General features: G+C 72.2%; 17 protein-coding genes. 7 read left to right on the plus strand and 10 right to left on the minus strand.

Features of this window, described 5'->3' with window-relative positions; translation table 11 throughout:
- Positions 1 to 48: 48 nt before the first annotated feature.
- From ACFS27_RS25985 to ACFS27_RS26015, 7 genes are all read right to left on the minus strand, one after another.
- Positions 49 to 888, minus strand: a complete 840-nt coding sequence (locus ACFS27_RS25985; RefSeq protein WP_377189648.1) for a carbohydrate ABC transporter permease — start codon at positions 886 to 888, stop codon at positions 49 to 51.
- Positions 885 to 1,799, minus strand: a complete 915-nt coding sequence (locus ACFS27_RS25990) for a carbohydrate ABC transporter permease (RefSeq protein WP_377189651.1) — start codon at positions 1,797 to 1,799, stop codon at positions 885 to 887. The genes ACFS27_RS25985 and ACFS27_RS25990 overlap by 4 nt, the downstream gene beginning before the upstream one ends.
- A gap of 1 nt (position 1,800) precedes the next feature.
- Positions 1,801 to 3,081, minus strand: a complete 1,281-nt coding sequence (locus ACFS27_RS25995; RefSeq protein ID WP_377189654.1) for an ABC transporter substrate-binding protein — start codon at positions 3,079 to 3,081, stop codon at positions 1,801 to 1,803.
- A 100-nt stretch (positions 3,082 to 3,181) separates the two neighbouring features.
- Entirely contained in the window at positions 3,182 to 4,627 is a 1,446-nt protein-coding gene (locus tag ACFS27_RS26000) for a hypothetical protein (RefSeq protein WP_377189657.1), read from the minus strand.
- Complete coding sequence (locus ACFS27_RS26005; protein WP_377189660.1) at positions 4,624 to 5,634, minus strand: aldo/keto reductase; 1,011 nt, start codon at positions 5,632 to 5,634, stop codon at positions 4,624 to 4,626. The genes ACFS27_RS26000 and ACFS27_RS26005 overlap by 4 nt, the downstream gene beginning before the upstream one ends.
- Entirely contained in the window at positions 5,627 to 6,676 is a 1,050-nt protein-coding gene (locus ACFS27_RS26010; protein ID WP_377189663.1) for a hydroxyacid dehydrogenase, read from the minus strand. Before ACFS27_RS26010 ends, ACFS27_RS26005 begins: the two co-directional genes overlap by 8 nt.
- A gap of 47 nt (positions 6,677 to 6,723) precedes the next feature.
- Complete coding sequence (locus tag ACFS27_RS26015; protein ID WP_377189666.1) at positions 6,724 to 7,812, minus strand: mandelate racemase/muconate lactonizing enzyme family protein; 1,089 nt, start codon at positions 7,810 to 7,812, stop codon at positions 6,724 to 6,726.
- Positions 7,813 to 8,019: 207 nt separating this feature from the next.
- Here ACFS27_RS26015 and ACFS27_RS26020 point away from each other — a divergent pair, with 207 nt between their 5' ends.
- Entirely contained in the window at positions 8,020 to 8,760 is a 741-nt protein-coding gene (locus ACFS27_RS26020; protein ID WP_377189669.1) for a FadR/GntR family transcriptional regulator, read from the plus strand.
- 74 nt (positions 8,761 to 8,834) lie between these two features.
- Here ACFS27_RS26020 and ACFS27_RS26025 read toward each other — a convergent pair whose 3' ends face one another.
- Together ACFS27_RS26025 and ACFS27_RS26030 are read right to left on the minus strand one after the other, a co-directional pair.
- Positions 8,835 to 11,723 carry a right-handed parallel beta-helix repeat-containing protein gene (locus ACFS27_RS26025; RefSeq protein WP_377189672.1) on the minus strand — a complete coding sequence of 963 codons (2,889 nt, stop codon included), beginning with the start codon at positions 11,721 to 11,723 and terminating at the stop codon, positions 8,835 to 8,837.
- Between the two features lie 118 nt (positions 11,724 to 11,841).
- Positions 11,842 to 13,968 carry an MSCRAMM family protein gene (locus tag ACFS27_RS26030; RefSeq protein WP_377189675.1) on the minus strand — a complete coding sequence of 709 codons (2,127 nt, stop codon included), beginning with the start codon at positions 13,966 to 13,968 and terminating at the stop codon, positions 11,842 to 11,844.
- Positions 13,969 to 14,103: 135 nt separating this feature from the next.
- Between ACFS27_RS26030 and ACFS27_RS26035 the strand changes: the two genes are divergently transcribed.
- Genes ACFS27_RS26035 through ACFS27_RS26050 form a run of 4 tightly spaced genes read left to right on the plus strand, consistent with a single transcriptional unit; the run spans position 14,104 to position 17,913 of the window.
- Positions 14,104 to 15,108 carry a LacI family DNA-binding transcriptional regulator gene (locus ACFS27_RS26035; protein WP_377189678.1) on the plus strand — a complete coding sequence of 335 codons (1,005 nt, stop codon included), beginning with the start codon at positions 14,104 to 14,106 and terminating at the stop codon, positions 15,106 to 15,108.
- Positions 15,105 to 16,094 (plus strand): ribokinase, encoded by a 990-nt coding sequence (locus tag ACFS27_RS26040; RefSeq protein WP_377189681.1) that lies wholly within the window; start codon positions 15,105 to 15,107, stop codon positions 16,092 to 16,094. Before ACFS27_RS26035 ends, ACFS27_RS26040 begins: the two co-directional genes overlap by 4 nt.
- Entirely contained in the window at positions 16,091 to 16,549 is a 459-nt protein-coding gene (locus ACFS27_RS26045) for an RpiB/LacA/LacB family sugar-phosphate isomerase (RefSeq protein WP_377189684.1), read from the plus strand. The genes ACFS27_RS26040 and ACFS27_RS26045 overlap by 4 nt, the downstream gene beginning before the upstream one ends.
- A gap of 35 nt (positions 16,550 to 16,584) precedes the next feature.
- Entirely contained in the window at positions 16,585 to 17,913 is a 1,329-nt protein-coding gene (locus ACFS27_RS26050; protein WP_377189686.1) for an MFS transporter, read from the plus strand.
- Between the two features lie 82 nt (positions 17,914 to 17,995).
- On the opposite strand, the gene ACFS27_RS26055 is transcribed toward ACFS27_RS26050, so the two are convergent.
- Positions 17,996 to 19,684: an FAD-dependent oxidoreductase gene (locus tag ACFS27_RS26055; protein ID WP_377189689.1), complete on the minus strand. Its 1,689-nt coding sequence runs from the start codon at positions 19,682 to 19,684 to the stop codon at positions 17,996 to 17,998.
- A 250-nt stretch (positions 19,685 to 19,934) separates the two neighbouring features.
- On the opposite strand from ACFS27_RS26055, the gene ACFS27_RS26060 reads away from it, so the two are divergent.
- Both ACFS27_RS26060 and ACFS27_RS26065 read left to right on the plus strand, forming a co-directional pair.
- A complete protein-coding gene (locus tag ACFS27_RS26060; protein WP_377189692.1) occupies positions 19,935 to 21,299 on the plus strand; it encodes an MFS transporter in 1,365 nt (454 codons plus the stop codon).
- The gene (locus tag ACFS27_RS26065; protein WP_377189695.1) at positions 21,296 to 22,501 is read left to right on the plus strand and encodes an FAD-dependent monooxygenase; all 1,206 of its coding nucleotides are present in this window, start codon (positions 21,296 to 21,298) and stop codon (positions 22,499 to 22,501) included. The genes ACFS27_RS26060 and ACFS27_RS26065 overlap by 4 nt, the downstream gene beginning before the upstream one ends.
- Positions 22,502 to 22,552: the final 51 nt, after the last annotated feature.

Genomic DNA, 22,552 nt, shown 5'->3' on the forward strand with positions numbered 1-22,552 from the left:
GGGGGTCTCCTTGGTAGGTATGGGTTGCGTGCTGCCGACGTCGTCAGGTCAGCCCTTCACGGCCCCCGCCGAGAGGCCGCCCATGATGTGCCGCTGCATGACCACGAAGATCACCAGGATCGGCACGACGGCGAGCAGCAGGGTGGGGAAGACGATCTCGTAGTTGGTCGTGTACGTGGACACGGCGGCGTACACGCCGGTCGTGATCGTCTTGAACTCCGAGCCGGGCCCGAGGATGAGCTGAGGGCTGACGAAGTCGTTCCACGCGCTCAGGGCGTTGAGGATGAACGCGGTGGCGACGATCGGCCGCATGAGCGGAAAGACGATGGTCCACAGGATGCGCTGCTTGCTCGCGCCGTCGATCGACGCCGCCTCGTCGAGGGACCTGGGCAGCATCCTGATGTAACCGCTGAAGATGAACAGCGTGAACGGGATCATCGTCGAGGCCATGAAGAGCACCAGACCGGGCAGCGTCCCCATGAGGCCTGTCGCCTTGAGCACGAAGATCGCCGGCACGAGGATGATCTGCGCAGGGACGAACATCCCTGCGACGAAGAAGAACAGCAGGAACCGGAACATCGGCCCCGGCGTCCTCGCGATGGCGTACGCGGCGGGGACCGACGTGCCGATCGCCACGACGTTGCAGGCCAGCACCAGGAACAGGGTGACGGCGTAGCCCTCGACCACCGGGAAGCTGGTGTTCTGCCACGCGGCCGCGAGGTGCTCGGTGGTCGCGGTCGCCAGGTCGAGGCCGAGCGGCGACAGCAGGATCTCCTGCTGCGGCTTGAACGCGTTGACCACCATGATGTACATCGGCACGAGCATGGCGACCGAGAGCACGGTCACCACGGCGACGCGGGTCGCCGATCGCACTGCTGTCCTGGTCATCCGACGGCCTCCGCTCCTTCTTCGGCACGCCTGCGCAGCGCGATGATGGTGAACGACAGGATCCCGGCGACCAGGACCAGCAGGACCGCCTGCGCACAGGCGAGCCCCACCTTGTTGTTCGCGAACGAGACCGCGAGGATCTCGTAGGCCCAGGTCTGCGTGGCGTCGCCCGGCCCGCCGTTGGTGAGGCCGAGCACGACGTCGTAGACCTTGAGGAGCGAGAGCACGGACGTCACGATCGTGACCGTGACGGTCGGCGCGAGCGCCGGCCAGGTGACGTGCCGGAACACCTGGACGCCCCCGGCGCCGTCGAGCCGCGCCGCCTCCTGGAGCTCCGGCGACACCGCCTGCAGGCCCGCCAGGTAGAGGACGAGCTGCACGCCGAACTGGGCCCAGACGATCACGGCGATCAGCGTGACGAGCGCCCAGTCCGGGTCGGCGAGGAACGGCAACGAGGACGCCCCCCTGCTCTCGAGCAGGTTGTTCACCGCCCCCTGCGGTCCGAGGATCGCCTGCCACAGGAACCCCACGATCAGCGCGGAGAGCACGTGCGGGTAGAACATCACGACGCGCGCGAACGTGTTGAACGGCGTGGTCCGCCGCAGGAGCAGCGCCAGCCCCAGCGCGGCGCCGTTCACGAGGAACGCCCCCGCCACGGCGATCAGGGTCGTGACCACGACCGCCGGGCGCAGGTCGCCGATCGGGTCCTGGATGATCCGCGCGTAGTTCTCGAACCCGACCCAGGTCGGCGGCTGACTGGGGATCCCGTTGTACTGCGTGAACGAGTAGTAGACGGCGAACCCGACCGGCACCACCGTCAGCCCGGTGTAGACGGCGGCCGCCGGGATCGTCATCAGCCCGTTGACGAGGCCGCTGACGAGCCCGCGCCGGGAGGTAGTGGTGCGAGCCATGTCAGCCGAGCTTCTCCGCCTCGTACCACGCCGTCAGGTCGGCGGCGACGTCCGCAGGCGGCCGGCCCTGCCACAGACCCTGGACGAGCTCGGTGAACTTCGGGTTGAACCCGGCCACCGGCAGCGCGTAGTCACCGACGGTCTGGTTGCCGGGCACCACGTACGACGGCGCGCCGTCCGTCAGCTCCTGCACCTGCCCCGCGTACTCGTTGTCGCTGGGCTCCAGGCCCTCGCGGCTGAAGCTGTCCATCTCGGCCTGCTTCGCGATCGCCTCGTCGGACGTCACGAGGTACTCCACGAGCGCGGTCGCGCCGTCCGGGTTCTCCGTGCCGTTCCAGACCATGTACGGGAAGGCGATGGTCGCTCCCATCGGCCCGGGGGCGTCGGCGGCGTCGTCCACCGGCGGCGCGAAGACGCCCACCTCGAAGTCGGGCGGCGACGCCGCAAGAGTGGTGCTGAACCACGAGCCCATCGGGTAGATGCCGACCTCGCCCGCGATGAAGTTGGCCTCCTGCGTCCCGCTGTCGGTCGCGACGTCGTCGGCGGTCGTGTACCCCGCCTCGACCCAGTCGGCGACGTGCTCGAACACCGGCTGGAACTGGTCGCCGAGGGTCGCCGACCCGTCCGCGACGCTCTGCTGCCAGCCCGGGGTGGTGAGGTTCTGCTGCGGGTGCCAGATCTCCTGGACCTGCACACCGGTCGCCCAGTCCGAGGCGAACGCGATCGGGGTGGCCACCCCTGCGTCGTCGAGCGCGGCCAGGGCGGCGTCGAGCTCGTCCCAGGTGGCCGGAGGCTCGGTGATCCCCGCCTCCTCGAAGAGGTCCGCGTTGTAGAACATGAGCGACTGGGCCTGCATCCCGACGCCGACGACGTTGATCGCGCCGTCCGTCGAGTACAGGTCGGCCATGGGGGTGCCGGAGGCCCAGTCGTACTCCGTGAGGTCGAGGAGCTCAGGCGCCGTGTCGGGGCCCGGCACGATCGACTGGATCACGTCGGGGGCCGTGCCCGCCGCGAGGAGCGCGGGGAACGACTCCGCGACCGACTGGCCGCTCGGCCCCTCGATCTTGACGTCGATCCCGCTCTCGTCCTCGAACGGCTTGACCAGCTCCTCCCACTTGGCCTGCGTGAGGTTGTCCGTGATGTTCACGAGCATGCGCACCGAACCGCCATCGGTGTCGGTGTCGGCGCTCGCGTCACCCGAGCTGCAGGCTGCGAGCGCGAGGACGGGGACGAAGCCGAGGGCCACGGCTCCGCGCGCCCGGCGTCGGAACGAAGTTGACATCTTTGTCTCCCTGCCTTGGGTCCGTGTCGGGTCCGGAAGCGGACCGACCACTTGTCATACATACTACATGTGCAAAGTGCGATGCAAGAGTCCCGGAGGATCACGCGTCCCTGATGTGCCCCCGGTACGGGAGCACCCCGAGCGCCGACACGTCGAGCGCCCGGTCGGAGTCGTCGAGGCGGTAGATCCCGTCGTCGGCCACGAAGAACTGCGGGGCTCCCGGCAGCTCGAGCTCTGCCGGCAACGGCTCCTTGTCCGTCCAGGCGAAGAACGACCGCCCGAACGTGTCCCGGTCCTTGCGGCCGTGGATGCTGAGGTCGCCGGCGGTCGCCGGGCTGAGGATCGCCCAGTGGACGCCGTCCTCGACCCAGTACGCGCGGTCGGACAGCAGCACGGACTGCCGGTCGTGCTCTGCGAACACCGCGTCCCAGAACGACGCGGGCGTCTCCGTGTGCCGCACGAGGAACAACAGGTCGTGCGCGTGCCACGCGGTGCTCGGGGCCACGTCCGCCTCGTTGTGCCACCCCGTGGCGGAGGCGAAGTACCCGGCGGGCGCCTGATAGGCGGCGTACGTCGCGACGCACCGGTCCACGAAGGCGGCCAGCTCCGGGTGGTCCACGTCGGCAAGGACCTCGTCGATGCCGTAGAGGCTCAGCCCCATCCCCGCGACGAGCATGGGAGTGGTGGTCCGCAGCACGGTGGAGTCCCGCACGTACCAGTAGCGGTGGTAGCGGGTACAGCCGCGGTCGTCGACCCAGGCGGACCGGGCGACGTGCAGGCTCAGCCGCACCGCCTCGGCCAGCAGGTCGGGCCGGCCGAACCGCCGCGCACCGAGCACGAGGGGCACGATCATCAGACCGTAGTACTCGGCCGGCTCGAGGATGCCGCCGCCCGCACGGTCCGTCGGCTGCCGGTACGCGCCGGCGCTCTCGGCGTCTGGCACGCCAGGGACGCTGCTGAGCCGGACGAGGTCGTCGAGGTCGTCCGCCAGCTCGTCGTCGTACGTGTCGTCGCCGGACAGCTCGGTGTACCGGAGCTTCGCCCAGACCCTCGCGTACTCCTGGTTCACGGTGCCCTCCGGGGTGGGCCGGCCACCGCCGTACACGCGGCACGCGTCGAGGTTGGCCCGGACCGCCTCCAGCACCTCCGCCTGCTCGGCGGGCTCGAGCAGGTACCCGGCATGCCGCAGGCCTTCGAGCAGCCCGATGCAGCCCACCATGTTGTGGATCAGGCCGGACGTCGCGGACTCCCCCACCTGGAAGCCGATGTGCCGGAACTGACCGTCGGCCTGGACCGTCCGCGCCTGGAAGAGCATCATCCGGCGCCACATCGACAGCCCGCGCGCGTCGGGCCGGCGGGCCAGGGCCTCGGCGAAGGCCGCCGTCGCCGGTGCAGAGAACGCCTGGTGGCCGCTCGTGAAGTCGAGGAAGGTAGCGGGGTTGGTGCCCCACACGCTGTGGTTGTGGAACCCCCTGATCTGCCCCTCCTCACCCACCCAGGTGCGCATCCAGCGGGCGAGCGCAGTGACGTCCGCGCGTTCGGTCATGAGGTGCTCCGTCCTGTGTGCCGGTCCTGCTCGCTGCCCACGCCCGGCACGAGACCGAGGCGGTCGAGCTCGTCCCAGAGCTCGCTGGGGACAGCACTCGTCATCCGAGCGGTGTTCGCCGTGACGTGCGCGGCCGTCCGCATACCGAGCACCACGGACGCCACGGCGTCGTGCCGCAGCGGGTACTGCGCGGCGAGCTCCGGGACGGTGATCCCGAAGGGTTCTGCGACGTCGGCGATCCGGTGCACCCTGTCGAGCACGTCGGCGGGCGCCTGCTCATAGTCGTACCGGGCGTCCGGCCGCGGCCGTGGGCCGGCGAGGAGCCCCGAGTTGTAGACGGCGGCGGCCACGACCGACACGCCGCGATCCAGCGCGGCGGGGAGCAGGTCGGCGAGCGCCGCACGGTCCACGAGGGTGAACCGGCCCGCGCACATCACGACGTCGACGTCGGTCTCGCGGACGAACCACGCGAGCATCGCCGACTGGTTCATCCCGACCCCGACCGCCGAGACGACGCCCTGGTCGCGCAGCTCCACGAGGGTGTCGATCCCGCTGGTGGACGCCTCCGCCCAGTGCGCGTCCGGGTCGTGCAGGTAGACGACGTCGACCCGGTCCGTACCGAGCCGGCCGAGGCTGCCCTCCAGCGACCGCAGGACCCCGTCGCGCGTGAAGTCCCACTCGCGCCGGAACTGCGCGGGCACGTCGAACCCGTCGTCGTCCCGCAGGTGCGCCCGGTCCGGCGTCGGCACCAGGGCGCGCCCCACCTTGGTCGACAGCACGTACTCGTCGCGCGGCCGGTCGGCGAGCGCAGCGCCCAGCCTGCGTTCGGAGAGCCCGAGGCCGTAGTGCGGCGCCGTGTCGAAGTAGCGGATCCCGGCGTCCCAGGCGGCGTCGACGGCGTCGCGCGCCTCCTCGTCCGTGGTGCGGCGGTAGAGGTTGCCGAGCTGGGCGGCGCCGAGGCCCAGCTCGGTCAGCCGGGCTCCGGTCCGCAGCCGGTGCTCATGCATGTCCGGGTCCTTCCGTCGCAGGTGCGGCCGCCGCGGGAGCGCCACCGTCCGTGAGGTCCTCCGGGTGCGCGAACGGCAGACCCTGCGCGAAGCGTTCGGCCTCCGCCGCCACCAGGTCGCCGAGCCGGTGCAGCTCGCCGCCCGCCGACCCCGCGATGTGCGGGGTCAGCACCACGTTGGGCAGGTCCCACAGCTCGCTGTCCGGGACCGGGGGTTCGGGTGCGGTGACGTCGAGGACGGCGTCGATCCGGCCGGTGCGCAGCTCGGCGAGGAGCGCGGGCTCGTCGACCACCGCGCCGCGCGCCGTGTTGATCAGCGTCGCGCCGTCGGGCAGCAGCGCGAGGACGCGCGCGTCGATCTGGCCGACCGTCTCCGGCAGCAGCGGCTGGTGCAGGGACAGCACGTCGCTCTGCGCGGCGACCTCGTCGAGCGTCGCGCAGCGCACGCCGAGCGCGGCGGCGCTCTGCGGCGTCAGCTCGGGGCTGTGCACCACGACGTCGAGGTCGAACGGGCGCAGCAGCTCGATCACCCGACGACCCACCTGCGACGCCCCGACGATCCCGACCGTGCGGCGGTAGTTGCCCAGGCGGGTGGGCTCCCGCTCGCGGTCCGGCAGCCGCCGGTGCGCACGGAACTCCCGTTCGGCCGCGCGGGCGCCCTTGTTGGCCAGCAGGATCGTCGCGAGGGTGTACTCGGCGACGGGGACGGCGTTGGCGGCGCGCGCGTTCGACGCGACGACGCCGCGCGCGGCGTGCGCCCCCGGGTCGGTCAGGCAGGTGCGCGCCACGCCGCCCGCATACAGGACGGCCCGCAGCCGCGGTGCGAGCTCGACCGGGATCTCGGGTGCGCCCCAGCCCGCGATCAGCACCTCGGCGGAGGCGAGCAGCCGGCGCGCCGGGCCGGACGCGACCTCGGTGAGCACCTGGTCGACGTCGACGTCGAGCGCAGCGGCCAGGCGCCCGGCCGCCTCGTGGCTGAAGATCCGGCCCACGAGGGACGCGGGCCCGAACGCCAGGACGGCGCGGGGTTGCTGGGTCTTCATGCTGGTCATCCTCCTGTGCTGCGCCGGAGCGCCCGTCGATCCCACCGTCAGGGGCGACGCGGCGCGAGTCGGAGCCCTGCGTCGGCCGGGCGCACGTGCGGGCCGGCCACGGTCGCCCACGCCCCCGCCTCGCGCAGCGCGCCGATGGCGACCTCGTCGACCTCGATGCCCAGGCCGGGCGCGTCCCCGAGCACGATCCCGCCGTCGGCGATCTCCTGGTCGGCACGCAGGCCGACCGGGAGCTCGAGGTCCTGGACCTCGGTGACGAGGTGGTTCGGGACGGCTGCCGAGGCGTGCGCGAGGGGGTTGACGTCGTAGGCCACCGGGCTGACGGGCAGGTCGTGGCCGAGCGCGAGGACCGACACCCGCAGGAAGTGCGTGATGCCCCATACGCTCCCCGCCTGCACCACACCGACGGCGTCGGCGTCGAGCAGCTGCCGGTACTGCTCGAGGCCGGTGAGGTTCTCTCCCGTCGCCACCGCCCCGTGGATGCCCGTGACGACGGCCCGGTGCCCCGCGACGTCCCAGCGACGCACCGGCTCCTCGATCCAGGTGAGATCGACCTGCTCCTCGACCCGGCGCGCGAGGCGCACCGCCTGGTGGCGGCCCCACGCCTCGTTCACGTCGTACATGATCGCGGGCTGGTCGCTGTTCACGCGCAGCACGTCCCGTACCGCGGCCAGCCGCTTGACGTCCCGGTCGACGTCGAGGCCGCCCTTCACCTTCGCCGCCGTGTAGCCGCGTTCGGCCCACGGCTCGTAGAGGCCGGGCAGCTCGTCGTCGGCGAGCCCGTACTCCAGCCCGGAGGCATAGCCGGGCACGAAGCGGTCGGTGGCACCGAGGGTGCGCCACAGGGGCTCCTCCGCGAGCTTCGCCTTCAGGTCCCACAGCGCCATGTCCAGGGCCCCGATCGTGCCGAAGGTCGCGCCGTGGTGCCCCGACTTGAAGACGAACGCGAGCATCCGGTCGTAGAGCGCGGTCACGGCTCGCGGGTCCTGCCCGTCGAGCGCGGGGAAGACCCTCTCGACGTCCGGGTGGGCCCCGAGGCCCACCCCGGTCAGCCCGCTGTCCGTCTCGATCAGCACGATCGGGACCTCTGTGACGCCACCGGCGACGATGCCGTTGACGTCGCCCACTGGCCGACCCCAACGGTGAACCGTGGTCAGGCTCCGGTAGCCGGTGATTCGCATCGTGCTCCGCATCGTCGAGACAGCACGCTCGCGGGTTCCGCCAGCATGTCATTCATAACTTATGATACGAGTGACGATAGTACAACACTCGGCTACCCTCGGGTTGTCCGGCGGTACCCCGCCGGGTTCGCCCACGATGGAGTCACCCACGACATGAACTCGACACCTGCGGCCGGTGCCGCCGTGCCCCGGCCACAACGGCACCGGCCTCCGCTCGCAGCGGCTGTCATCAAGAGCCTGGTCAGAGCGATCGTCGTCGGCGACTACGCGCCCGGCTCCGCCCTGCCGCCGGCCGGCGTGCTCTGCGAGCAGTACGAGGTCAGCCGCACCGTCATCCGCGAGGCCACCACGACGCTCGCCGAGAAGGGCCTCGTCGCCACCCGCCAGGGCTGGGGCACCGTGGTGCTCGACCAGGAGCAGTGGAGCCTTCTGGACCCCCTGGTCCTGGACGCGCTCTTCCAGCGCGAGGACCGCCTCGTCTACCTGGACAACCTCGTCGAGGTCCGCGCCACGCTGGAGTGCGCCATGGCGGCACGGGCCGCGAGCCGGCTCGACGCAGCGGACCGGACGGCCCTGTCGGCCAAGCTCGACGAGCTCGGCGGGCTGATGGACGACCCGACGGCCTACGCGGCCACCGACGTCGAGCTCCACGAGCTGATCCACCGTGCCTCCCAGGACGCGTTCGGCCGCGCGATCGTGTCGAACATCCAGGGCAAGGCGCTGCACACCCCGCAGTACAGCGGGCAGCCGACGCGCGAGGACATCGAGCACACGCACGCCGGCCACCAGCGCATCGTCGCCGCGCTGCTGAAGGCGGACGCCGACGGCGCAGCTGCCGCCATGCAGGACCACATCACGAGCTCCTGGGCGCGCCGCCGCCCCCAGGAGAGCTGACCCCTCCGTCGAGTGCTGGGCAGGCGCTGGATCTCGTGCGGTGATCCCGCGCCTACCCAGCACTCAACGGGTGGTCACTCGGGCCTGCGCGGCGGGACCGTGCGCTCGAACCGCTCGGTGGCCCGCTCCAGATCGGCGGTCGCCGCGTCCAGGTCCCCCTGGGTAGCGTCCGTCGCGTCGCCGACGGCGGTCGCCGAACGAGTCTCGGCGACCAGCGCCTCGCGCAGCGGGGGTGCGCCCCGCTCGCCCGCGTCGGCCAGCACGCGCTCCGCCCGGTCGACGGCGGCCCAGAGCTCGCCGGCGTCCCCACGTTCCGGACGCCCCGTGCCGTCCGTCGTGACGTGCCGGTTCCAGGTGTCGACCCACGCCTCGCCGTAGGCGGCCGCGACGGCGCCGGACGTCGAGAACTTCAGGGTGTCGGCGTCGAGCCCCGCGTCGGCGACCGAGGCCGGCCGCACGACGTTCGTGTTGATCTTGTCGCTCCACCGCGCCAGGTCGTAGGTCGCGGAGGGTGCTGAGAACGTCGCCGAGCCGGCGCGGTACTCGTCGCCGCCGATCACCACGGAGTGGTCGATCTCGATCCGTGCCGGGGCGTAGAGCGAGTCGGCGCTGTCCCAGACCGTCGCGCGGCTGCACCCGTTGGTGGCGTCCGTCGCGTAGTCGGCGGCCGTGCAGGCCTCGCCCGTCGCGGCGACCCGTGGCACGTACCAGCGGGTGATCTCCGGGTACACGATCGGCGCACCGTCCGAGTAGGTGTGCTCCCCGCTCGTGTAGTGCTCGTGCCAGGCCGCCACCGTCTCCGGCGTCGCGCTGTACTTCTCGCCCTCCCGCACGTCGAGGAAGGCGTTGAAGCGGCTGTGCACCACCCAGGCGTTGGAGATCGGGAGCGACGTCTCCCCCTTCTGGTGATACATCATGTCGTGGCCGGTGCGCTCGACGTCGACGTACACGTTGTCGTTCGCGGTGTTGCTGTGGCCGGACTGGAAGAACACCCCGGAGTGGGCGTCCTGGACCACGTTGTGGTGGAACCGCATCCCGGAGGCGCCGTCGTCCATGTAGAACGCGTCGTTCGAGCCGCCGATCCTCTCGAAGTGGTTGTACGCGACCTCGTTGCCGAGGAACGTGTAGTCACGGCCCGTGTAGACCACTCCCTGGTCGCCGGCGTTCTTGACGAGGTCGTAGAAGTGGTTGTGGTTGACCTTCATGTCGTTGCCCATGATCTGCACGGCCATGTGCGGGGCGTCGTGCACGTAGTTGTGCTCGAAGCTGTTCCCGACGCCGTACAGGTAGCCGGCCGGCGTGTAGGTGGCCAGCTTCGAGAAGCGCGCGATCTCGTTGTGCCGAGCCACGTTGTCGCCGCGCTCCAGCGTGGTTCGGTCGCCTCCGCCGAGCAGCACGCCGCCTCCGCCGAGGTCGTGCAGGTACGAGTTCTGCACCACGTTGCCGCGCCCGCCCTGGAACGTCTCGTAGTCGGGCATGGCGGTGATCGTGTCGGCCGGGCGCCCGATCCGGACGGCGTCCATGCTGACGTTCGAGATCTCGACGCCGTCGATCAGCGTGTCGACGGCGTCGAGGAGCTGCACGCCGCTGACGAGCGAACCGGTCATGGCCAGCCCACGCAGGGTGACCCCCGTGGTGCCCTCCAACCGGAAGAAGTTCTTGTCGAAGGTCATCAGGGAGATGCTCTTGCCCGCGACCGTGCCGCCGTCCGGCACGTAGTAGAGCACGTCGTGACCCTGGTAGCGGTCGATGTAGTACTCGCCGGCCGCGTCCATCTCCGACAGCACGTTGACGACCTTGACCTTGGTCCACTCGTCCTGCGGGATGTACATGGAGGGGTACTTCGCGTAGAGCCGGTCGGCGCTCCAGGAGAGCAGCCGCACCATGTCGTTGGCGTAGTTGTTCCCCAGATAGCCGGACAGCCACGCCTCGGTCTCGTACCGGGAGCTGTCGATGTCCTCGATCCACCGTGGGTCGAGCTGGACGGGCACGTCCGCGTACTCGCCGAGACCGCGGCCGCCCAGGTCGTCGACGACGGGCTCCGCCTCGGGCGCCCACCGCTGGTAGCGGTCGGCCTCGGCCGCGCGGCCGCCCACGGTGAAGATCGACGGTGTCATGGTGCGCATCCGCTCGGACGACCACGAGTCGCGGTCCGCCGGGTCGGGCAGCGTCTGCTTCTTGTCCTCGAACTGCGCACGCGGGGTGGTGCCGCTGCGCTCCCAGTGCCCCTGGGCTCCGAACCGGTCGATCAGGTCGACGTTCATCAGGTCATGAGGCCCGTCCGCCTTCCACTTGTCCCCCGTACCCCACAGGTGGCACGCGGTGTCGGTGGTCTCGCAGGAGCTCCCGTTCGGGTACTCGGCGAGCGTCTCGAGCGAGCCGTCGACCACGAGCTCCGGTGCGAACGGCTGCTGGACCCAGTTGAACCCGTTCTTGTAGAGCGTGCCCGGGTCGACGCCCTGCGCCCCGAGGTCGTACACCCAGGCGCCGTCGCGCAGCGCCGCCGTGTCCAGGCGCTCGTGCGCGGTGTACTGCGGCAGGGCGAGCTCGTCGGCCCCCAGATCGGTCAGCTTGCGCCACCCGTCGGCCGGCAGCTCGTGCGACCCCGTGATGGTCACCTGCTCACCCCGGTACGCCGAGTAGGTGACCCACGAGTGGTCCTCCCCGGCCAGGCTGATCGTGTCGTCGAGGACGTACTCACCGCCACGGACGTACACCGTGCCGCGCGACCGGGCCGACGTCTTGCCCGCCAGCGCGTCACGGGCGGCGGCGATGGTCCGGAGGGGTGCGCCACGGGTCCCGGGGTTCGCGTCGTCACCGTCCGTGTCCGACACGTACACGACCAGGTCTTCGCCGGCGGCCGCGGACGCCGGAGCTCCCGCACCGAGCATCGCGCCGAACGTCAGTGCCAGGGCGGCTGCGGCCGTGCCGAGCCGCGCCGCTGGACGGATCTTTCTCGCCATCGAGATTCTCCCTCGTCGAATGTCGCACTCCCGGGCTGCCCGGCGGACCGCCGTCGATCAACGAGAGCACATGTATGACATATGCACAGTAGAGGGTCGATGGAGCAGACCGCAAGGTTCAGTCGCCGCCGCCCGCCGGCTCCGCGGCCCTGCGGGAGCCCCTGACCAGCACGATCCCCAGTGCCAGCAGAACGGCCGCGGCCAGCCCGACGGACCCGACGGCCGCCCCCGTCGCGGCCAGGTCGGCCGGCCCGCCCCCGGCCTGGGTGCCGCCCGGATCGACGCCCGGCGGCGGGCCTGCCGACGGCCTCGGGGTCAGGCTCGGGACGGGCGAAGCGCTCGGTGCGGGCCCGGCAGCCGCGGTCGGCGTCGGAGCCGGCGTGGCCGTCGGCCCCTGCACGGGCACGTGGGTGACGCCGAAGTTCTCCTCCAGCCAGTGCTCCCCCGCGATGGTCACGGCGACCTGACGTTCGACGACGTCCGCCGCGTACGCTTCGGGCACGGTCAGGGTGATCACGTAGTCGCCCGGCGCCAGGCCGTCGACGAAGTACCGGCCGACGGCGTCCGTCGCCACGGTGAGCTGCCCGCCGAGGCCCGCGACCGTGACCGTCGCACCGGGCAGCGGCTCCCCCGCGCCGTCGGTCACCGTGCCGCCGACCGCGCCAGGGCGGGACAGCGCGAAGTCCACGTCGGCCAGGTCCTCCGCGGCGACCGTGACCTCGCGCTCGGCCGGCCCGTCGGCCTGGTACCCGTCGGGCGGGGTCACGCGCACGGCGTGCGCACCCGGGAGCACGCCGTCGAAGGCATAGCCGCCGTCGGCAGCCGTCGTCGTGCTGACCGTCCCGCCGGGGCCGGTCCGGGTCACGAGGGCCCCCACGACGGGCTCGCCGCCCGCGGTCACCCTGCCGGAGAGCGACGGCGGTGCCCGGACGGCGAAGTCGTTGCCCGTGCTGGGCTCCTCCTGGCCGACCGCCACGGTGATCCCGTCCGGCACCGCGGCCGTGACCTGCCCCTCCGGCAGGTCGCTCAGCGCGAAGGCGTAGTCCTGCGGCCGGTCGCCGCCGGTGTCCCACCCGACGCCGTCGACCAGGTACTCCCCCAGCGAGCTCGTCACGGCGGTGAGCGGGGTGCCCCCGCCGGCCGGCGTGAGCGCGACCGTCGCGCCGGGGACGGGGACGCCGTCGTCGGTCAGCACCGCGCCGCTGACGGCGACCGGGCGGACGGCGCGGGCCGCGAGGTCGACGTCGGTGGCGTCCGCCGTGCTGAGGTCCACGTCGGCGACCGCCCGGTCGCCGAAGGGGACCAGCCCGAACGGGTACGCGTCGTCGGCGCCGGGCAGGGTCGTCAGCTCCACCCGGTAGCCGGGCGCCGCGGTGTACCCCGGAAAGATGTACTGGCCGCTCTCGTCCGACGTCGCCGTGCCGAGCTCCGTGCCGTCGGGGCCGAGGAGCGTGAGGACCGCGCCCGGCAGCACGCCCTGCGCCGCGCCGGTCGCGTCGACCAGCTCGACGGTCCCCGCGATGTCCCGCGCCAGGGACGCGAACCACGTCTGGTAGACCGGGAAGCCGCTGCGCTGGTAGAACTCGACGGTCAGGCTCGCGACCGGCGCGGTGGGCCGGAACCAGCCGGCCGCACCCGACGTGTCGGCGGCGCCCAGGTTGCCGATCAGCTCGCCGGTGGCCGGGTCCCAGGTCGGTACGTCCTCCGGCGCGCCGGAGCAGGACGGCGACCCCGGCCCCGTGCAGTAGTTGAAGCCGCCCTGCCACCCGAGCTCCGGGCCGGTGAGCAGCAGCCCGTCCGGGCCGCGGGCCGTCACCACAGCGCGGTCGGCGTCGATGTCGCCGAGCACGAACGCCCAGCCGCCCGCCGGCGCAGGGCGCCCGAACGAGTAGGTGGTGACCGACGGAGAACCCGGCCGGTCGGCCTGCGGGCGCAGGTTGAGGTACTGCTGCCCCCGGCTCGACCCGTAGAGCTCGCCGGGCGGGGTCGCCGCACCGAGCCACGAGGACGCCCCGGAGACGACCCCGACACCGCCGCGGGCATCGGACGTCACTGTCGCGGCAGGGAAGCCGGCGGCCGGAAGCCGCATGGTCGTCGACCAGTCGCCCGCCGAGCCGGCCAACGGCCCCCAGTCCGCCCACCCGGAGGTGGTCCGCGCCGACACCGGCATCGCCGGGGCGACCGCCCCCAGCGCGACCAGCACGGCAACCACGAGTACGCCCAGCCCCGCTCGGGAGTGCTTCACAGTCGAAACGGTAAGAGAGAACCCGCACCGCCGCGCGGGGGCGGGCCACGGAGGCACCGTGGTTGCGGGGAGGCGGGTGGATGTGGGAGATTTGCACCAGGCAGTCATGGAAACGTTTCCACGGAGGATGGCAGAGTGGCCACGATCAAAGACGTCGCAGCGCTGGCAGGCGTGTCTCTCGGCACGGCATCGCGAGTGCTGAGCGGCAGCAGCCAGACGTCCCCCGACTCGCGGGCCCGCGTCACGGCCGCTGCGGAACAGCTCAACTACATCGCAAACGGCCCGGCCCGGTCCCTGCGCCGCTCCCGCACCGACGTGCTCGGCCTCCTCGTGTCCGACATCCGCAACCCGTTCTTCTCCGAGCTCGCCCACGCCGCCGAGCGGGAGGCGCAGCGGCGCGGTTACACGGTGCTGCTCGCCAACGCCGACGAGGACGCGGCCCAGGAGGCCGCCTACCTGCGCACCTTCGCCTCGCAGCGCATCGACGGCCTGCTCATCGCGCCACAGGGCTCTGACCTCACGCAGCTGCGGAGCATGCGCGACTCGGGTCTGCCGCTCGTCTTCGTCGACCGGTCCGTCGACGGCATCGACGTACCGACGATCAGCACCGACAACGACGAGGGCGTGCGCAGCGCCCTGACCTGGCTCCACGGCAGGGGCCACCGGGAGGTCGCGTTCGTCGGCGGCCCGCCGGCGGTCTCGACCGGCAGCGAGCGCCGCACGGCGTTCCTGCGGATCCGGGACGAGCTCGGGCTCTCGGCCGACCCTCGCCTGATCGCGCACGGTGACTTCCGGACCGAGAGCGGCGTGGAGGCGATGCGCGCGGTCCTCGCCTCCGGCGCGCGGCCGACGGCGGTGCTCAGTGCCGACGGCCTGATGACCCTCGGGGTGGGCCGCGCGCTGCGCGAGGAGTCCGCCCGGCAGCTGGGCGTGGTCGAGATCGTGTCGTTCGACGACCTCGACTGGTTCTCGCTCGTGTCACCGCCGATCTCCGCCGTGCGCAACGACGCGACGGCGATCGGACGGCTGGGCGTCGCCGCGCTGGTCGACGTGATCGAGGGGCGCCCTGCTGCGTCGCACCGCGTGGCGACGTCGTTCGTCGACCGCTCGGCGGAGGCCGCGGCGGGGGCAGGGGCATGAGGGCGCGGGTCACCGTCGTCGGCAGCATCAATGCCGACACGTCGCTGCGGCTCGTCTCCCTCCCCCTACCTGGCGAGACGGTTCTCGCCAGGGATGCGGCACGTTCGCTCGGCGGCAAGGGCGCCAACCAGGCGGTCGCCGCGGCGCGCGCGGGCGCCGACGTGCGGATGATCGGCGCGGTAGGCGTGCACGACGGCGAGCACCTGGCCGGCGCTCTGGCGGCCGAGGGTGTCGACACCGCCCTGCTCACGCGTGCCGAGCTGCCGAGCGGCCAGGCGCTGGTGCTGCTCGACGACGCCGGCGAGAACTCGATCATCGTGGTTGCCGGAGCCAACGCCGCGATCGAGGACGCCGTCGTCCGCCGCGCGTGCGCCGAGCTCGCACGCGGCGACGTCCTGGTGCTCCAGCACGAGGTGCCCGTCGCGACGTCCCGGCTGGCCGCCGCGACGGCGTCGGCGGCAGGGGCGACGGTCGTCTGGAACGCGGCGCCCGCGCCGACCTCTGCCGCCGACCTGATCGAGCACGTCGACCTGCTGGTGGTCAACGAGCACGAGCTCGACGCGGTGACCCGTCTCCTCGGCGTCGAGCCGTCGGGTCCCGAGCAGGACGTCGCCGCCGTCTCCGCGCGGCTCGGCACCGACGTCGTCTGCACGCTCGGGCCGGCCGGAGCGCTGGTGTACCGCTCCGGCACGCTCGCGCGGGTGCCCGCACCGTCCGTCACCGCCGTCGACACGACGGCGGCCGGCGACACGTTCGTCGGCTACCTCGCCGCGTCGTGGCACCTGCCCCTGCCGGACGCGGTGCGCCGTGCCACGGAGGCCGGCGCCCTCGCCGTCACCCGGCACGGGGCTGCGCCGTCGATCCCGACGCTCGCGGAGGTCGAGCGGCGGCTCGCCGCCGCTCGGGCCGGCTCCTCGGCCAGCAGCCAGACCAGCAGCACGACCCTCAGTCAGACCATCAGCCAGACCGGAAGGAACATCCCATGAGAGTCGCCCTCGGAGCCGATCACGCCGGCTTCCCCCTCAAGGACCACGTCCGAGAAGCGATAGAGAGCCTCGGGCACACCGTCGTCGACTGCGGCACCGACAGCACCGACCCGGTCGACTTTCCCGACATCACGCAGGCCACCTGCGCGCCGGTGCTGTCGGGCGAGGCGGACCGCGCGATCCTCGTGTGCGGCACGGGCGCCGGCGCCATCATGGCGGCCAACAAGATCCCGGGCATCCGGTGCGGGCTGGCCAACGAGCCGTACTCCGCCCACCAGGCCGTCGAGCACGACGACGCGAACGCGATAGCGCTCGGCGCGTGGCTCGCGCCCCGCGCCTTCGTCGCCGACATCGTCCGGGAGTTCCTCGACGCCACGTTCGACGACGACGTCGACACCCGCCGCCGCGTCGCCAAGCTCAACGCGCTCGACGACCTGATGCCCACCAGCGGCTGATTACCGCCCCAGCTCCCCCGATCAAAGGAGATCCCATGTCCACCACCACACCTGCGCAGCGGCGCTCACCGCTCGGGTCGAAGGACCGCGTCAAGACGGCGGTCGCGGCGGCCGTCGGCACCAGTGTCGAGAACTACGACTTCGTCGCGTTCGGCACCGCGTCCGCGCTCTACTTCGGCGCCGTCTTCTTCCCCGAGAGCGACCCGTTGGTCGGCACTCTGCTCGCCTTCGCCACGCTCGCCGTCGGCTTCGTGATGCGCCCCCTCGGCGGAGCCGTCGGCGGTTACCTCGCGGACCGGTTCGGCCGCAAGCCCGTCCTGGTCGGGGCCATGATCGTCATGGGCGGGGCCACCGTCCTGATCGGCGTGCTGCCGACGTACGCCCAGATCGGCGCGACCGCGCCGATCCTGCTGGTCATCATCCGGATGATCCAGGGGCTCGCGTTCGGCGCGGAGTGGGGCGGCGCCATCACGATGGCGTACGAGCACGCCCCGTGGCACCGCCGCGGCATGTTCGCGGCCATCCCGCAGTCGGGCAACCCGCTCGGGATCGCGCTCGCCAGCGGCATGTTCGCGCTCAGTGCCAACCTCGAGGGCGACTGGAAGTGGCGGACGCCGTTCCTGCTCAGCGCCGTGCTCGTCGTCGTAGCGCTCTTCGTGCGGTCGCGCCTGTCCGAGTCGCCCGAGTTCCAGGAGGCCGTCGCGACGGGCAAGACCGAGAAGAACCCGTTCCTGGCGACCCTCCGGAACGACTGGCGGGGCATCCTGCGGGTCATCGCCCTGCGCGTCGTCGAGTCGTTCGCCTACTACTCGACCGCCACCTACCTGCTGAACTACATCTCGGAGCGCGACCCGGAGCTGCGGTCCACGGCGCTCGGCGCCATCACCGCCGCGAGCATCACGGCCATCGTGGTCACCTTCGTCGCCGGTTCGCTCACCGACCGGGTAGGCCGTCGCCCGATCTACATCGGCGGGTGTATCGCGGCGATCCTGTTCGCGTTCCCGATGTACCTCATGGCCAACACGGGTAGTCCGGTGCTGGTGGTCCTGGTCTTCGTCATCGGCATCGGCGTGATCCACGCGGCCCTCACCGGCACGCAGGGATCGCTCCTGACTGAGCAGTTCCGCACCGCCACCCGGACTTCCGGTGCGTCGTTGGGCTACCAGCTCGCCGCTGCCCTCGGCGGGTTCGCGCCGCTGATCGCCGCCGCGCTGGTCGGCTCGTTCGGCTGGCCGGGGGCGTCCGTCCTGTACCTGGGCGCCGCGCTCATCGGCCTGGTCGGGATCCTGGTCACCAAGGAGACCTGGCCCCGCGCGGAGCGGGAGCGGGTCAACGCGCTCGTCGAGGCGGAGCGCCGCCGCTGATCTGCCCGGTCCTGACGCAAGGTCCGCTCCGGACCTTGCGTCAGGACGGCGAGCGTGGCCGGCCCCGGTCGGTGGGCCGGGGTCAGGCGCCGAACTCGCGGGCGCGCATCCGCGCCAGGTGGGCGTGCACCAACGGAAGGACCGACGCTCCCTCGCCGCTGGCCGACGCGACCCGCTTCATGGATCCGGCACGCACGTCACCGACCGCGAAGATGCCCGGCACCGTCGTCTCGAGGCTGGCCGGCGGCTGGCCGTCGACCCACGCCTCGCGGGGCACGTCCCGGCCCGTCAGCACGAAGCCGCGCTCGTCGAGCGCCACACCGTCAGGCAGCCACGAGCAGTCCGGGTCGGCGCCGAGCAGGCAGAACAGGCCGTCGGCCAGCGTCTTGGTGGACTCGCCGTCGTCGAGGTTCTCGAGCCGCAGCCACTGCAGCCACCCGTCGCCCCCGCCGTCGGCGACCACCGTCCGGGTGCGCACCTGGATGTTCGGCGTCGCCTCGATCTCGCGCACCAGGTAGTCCGACATCGTCTCGGCGAGGCTAGGCCGCCGGACCAGGATCGTCACCGCCCCCGCGAACTTCGCGAGATGGACAGCGGCCTGACCGGCCGAGTTCCCGCCCCCGACGACGTAGACGTCGCGGTCCTGCAGCTCCCGCGCCATCGACGTCGCCGCACCGTAGTACACCCCGGCGCCCACCAGGTCGTCGACGCCGGGCACGTCGAGGCGCCGGTAGTTCACCCCTGCCGCGATGACGACCGTCCGGGCGCACAGCTGCGCGCCGGCGACGTGCACGTGCTGGTGCTCGACCTCGTGCGGCGGGCCGGGCGCGACCTCGATCGCCGGGCGGCCCGTGAAGAAGCGCGCGCCGAACCGGCCGGCCTGGATGCGGGACCGCTGCGCGAGCCGCATGCCCGAGATGCCCCGCGGGAAACCGAGGTAGTTGCGGATCATGGAGCTGGACCCGGCCTGGCCGCCGATCGCGTCGCGCTCGAGCACCACGGTCGCCAGCCCTTCGGACGCCGCATAGACGGCCGCAGCGAGGCCGGCCGGTCCGGCGCCGACGATGGCGACGTCCGCGATCACGCCCTCGGGGATCGTGTCGAAACCTCCGTACATCGCCTCGGTCACAGCCGCCGCCGTCGCGGCGGACAGCACCCGGCCGGTGAAGGTGCGGACGATCGGCAGCTCCGCGCCCGACCCGGCGGCCTCGACGATCTCGCGCGCCTCCGGGTCGGCGGGGGTCAGCACGCGGTGCGGAAACCCGAGCCGCTCCAGGAGGTCCCCGATCGCCGCCGCGCTCCGGTCCCGGTGCTCCGCGACGACGTCCGTCACCGTCACGAGCGGCCGCGCCACCGACCAGCCCCACTCGGACAGCAGCTCTGCCATCGCGGTGTGGAACTCCTCGTCGCGCGGGCCGCGCGGGAGCAGGATGAAGGTGTCCATGTCGCGGCGCAGGGCCGCGGCGCGCAGGTCGTCGATGGCGTCGGCGAAGTCCTCGAAGGGGACGAGCGCCACACGCCGGGCGGTCGCGACCACCGAGGGCACGCTGCGGAGAAGCTCGATCGCGGTGCCGTCGGCCAGGAGCTGTTCCGCCGCGATCATCGCGATGGGGGCGCCGTCGGCCACGAGGGCGCGTGCACGGTCGAGGCCTGCGTCAGCGCCGGCGGCCGTCTCGATGCGGTAGTCGCGGTCGTACCGGGCACGGAACTCCTGCTCGACGACGTCGGCGTGCGCGCCGACGACCAGGAGGATGACTGGCCTGTCGTCCATGGCGCCAAGCGTAAGGGCTCCGCTGGTCAGGCGGTCGGCCCCGAGGCGCCTGATCGGTGCATCCGCCCTGATCAGGGGCCTTTCGCCGTACGGGGGACAGCCCCAGTCGCCTGCGGCGGCGAGCACCATTCCGGGCCGTCGTGGCCGGAATCTAGGTTCGAGGTCATGGAGATCTCCAACCCTGAGAGGGACGTTCATGTCCGTAGCTCTTGATTCCCCGGCCCCCGTCGGGAGACCGTCGCCGGCGCGCATGGGAGGGCCGGCGATCGGCGCCCTCGGCGTCCTGGCGCTCGCTCTGGGCACCCTGCAGACGGTGGTCGACCCCGCCCGGCCCATGCTGGAGCGCGAGCTGGGCATCGACTCCGCCGGGGCGGCGCTGATCGTCAGCACGCTGCTGATCACCGGCGCGATCGTCGCGCCCATCGCGGGCAAGCTCGGCGACCGCTACGGCGGAAAACGAGTCCTGCTGGTGCTGATGGCGCTCGTCTCGGCCGGCGGCGCGGTGTCGAGCCTTGCGCCGAACCTGCCGGTCCTGCTGGTGGGCCAGACCCTGCAGGGCGCGATGGTGGGTGCGCTGCCCCTGTCGTTCATCCTGGTGCGCAAGCACCTCCCGCCGGCACAGACCCAGGTAGCCATCGGCGTGGTCAGCGCGCTGTTCACCGCCGGGGGCGCGATCGGCACGCTGGTCGCCGGGCCGCTGGCGGAAGGCCTGTCCTGGAACTGGATCTTCGCGGCGCCGACGATCGTGATCGTCGCTGCGACGGCGGTCGTGTCCTGGCTCATGCCGAACGACCCGCCGAGCGAGCAGGACACCGCGATCGACTGGCTCGGCGTGGCTCTGCTGAGCGCCACGCTGCTCGCGCTCATGCTCGGCCTGCTGATGGTGACCGACGGCGGCCTGCCGCCCGTGGCGGTCGGTGGCGTCGTGCTGGTCGTCGCCGGGCTCGCCGCGGCGTGGGTGGCCGTCGAACGCCGGGCGGTCTCGCCGATGGTCGAGCTGCGCATGCTGGCAGCGCCGGCCATGTGGAGCGCGAGCGTGCTCACCGTCGCCATCGCCGCCATCTCCGCGATGCTGCAGACCCTCATCCCCAAGATGTTCGGGGTTGCCGGTGACGGTTACGGCTTCGGGCTCAGCACGACCGACATCGGGCTGCTCATGATGCCCGCCACCATCGCTGGGGTGGTGGCCGGCTCGGTCGGCGGGCTGGCCGTGCAGCGCTACGGCGCGCGCGTCGTGGTGACTGCGGGCGCCGTCGTCACGGCGGGCGCCCTGCTCGCCCTGGCTCTGCTGCACGACGCGTCCTGGCAGCTCGTGGTCGTCCGGGCGCTGGCCGCCTTCGCCGGGAGCCTGGCCACCACGGCGCTGCTCGCCAGCACCGCTGTCGCCGTCGCGGCAAAGGACACCGGCATCGCCACCAGCCTGCTCGTCGTGATCCGCCTGGTCGGCGCCGTCGTGGGCGGCCAGATCGCCGGCTCGATCCTCGCTGCGGGGATCGACCCGGCGTCGGGAGAGCCCGCCGAGTCGGCCTTCGTCACCGGCTTCGTCGTCGCCGGACTCGTCGCCGTGCTGTCGCTGCTCGTCGTTCGTCACATGAAGAAGGGAACTGAGGCATGACATCTCCGTTGAGCACACCGCAGCGCACCGTCCTGATCTCCGGGGCCAGCATCACCGGACCCGCGCTGGCGTACTGGCTGCACCGGGCCGGGTTCGGGGTCACGGTCGTGGAGAGGGCGAGCACCCCGCGCGGGGGTGGCTACCCGATCGACATCCGCGGCACCGCGATCGAGGTGGTCCGGCGTATGGGGATCCTGCCGCAGCTGCAGGAGGCGCACGTCGACACCGGACGGTTCACCTTCCTGGACGCCGACGGCGGCCTGATCGCCGCGCTCGGCGCGGACACCGTCGCGGGGAGCGTGCAGGGCCAGGACCTCGAGGTACGGCGAGGAGACCTGACCGCGATCCTGTACGCGGCGGTCCGCGAGGACGTGGAGTTCCTGTTCGACGACTCCGTCGACACCCTCGACCAGTCCGGGGACGGGGTCGACGTCACCTTCCGCAGCGGCACGCGGCGCACGTTCGACCTGGTGCTCGGTGCCGACGGCATCCACTCACGCACCAGGGAGCTGGTGCTCGGCCCCGAGGAGCAGTTCGACCGCTATCTCGGCTACGCCGTCGCGGTGTGCACGGTTCCCAACACGTTCGGGCTCTCCCGTGAGGTGGCGCTGTGGAGCACCCCTGGCCGGTCGGCGGCGCTCTACGCCACAGGGGACGGCAACGAGCTGAACGCCTTCCTCACCTTCCACCAGCCCGAACGGCCGCTGGCCGCCCTGCGTGACCCGCAAGCCCGGTGGGACCTGGTCGCGAGGACCTTCGCAGGGGCCGGCTGGGAGGTCCCCGGCATCGTCAGCGCCATGCGGCACGCGGACGACCTGTTCTTCGACGTCGTCAGCCAGATCCGCATGCCGACCTGGTCGAACGGCCGGGTGGCGCTGGCGGGTGACGCTGCCTACGCGCCCTCGTTCCTGACCGGGCAGGGCTCCAGCCTCGCACTGGTCGGGGCCTACATGCTCGCCGACTCCCTGACGAGGCACAGGGGTCACGCGGCGGCCTTCGCCGCCTACGAACGCGACACCCGCGCCTTCGTGACGATGAACCAGGCGCTGGTCGACAACGGTGGGGCACGGCTCTTCCCCACCACCGCCGAGGCCCTGGACCGACGCAACGCCATGCTCCGTGGCCTTGCCGCCATGCCCGCGACGACGCCCCGCCCTGCCCACTCCGCCCTCGTGCTGCCGGAGCTCGCCCCGACCCACTGACGTCGATCCAGCGCACGTGCAGCGCCCGGCCGTGAACCACGGCCGGGCGCT

It is taken from the genome of Promicromonospora vindobonensis (assembly GCF_042685865.1).
Classification (GTDB): domain Bacteria; phylum Actinomycetota; class Actinomycetes; order Actinomycetales; family Cellulomonadaceae; genus Promicromonospora; species Promicromonospora vindobonensis.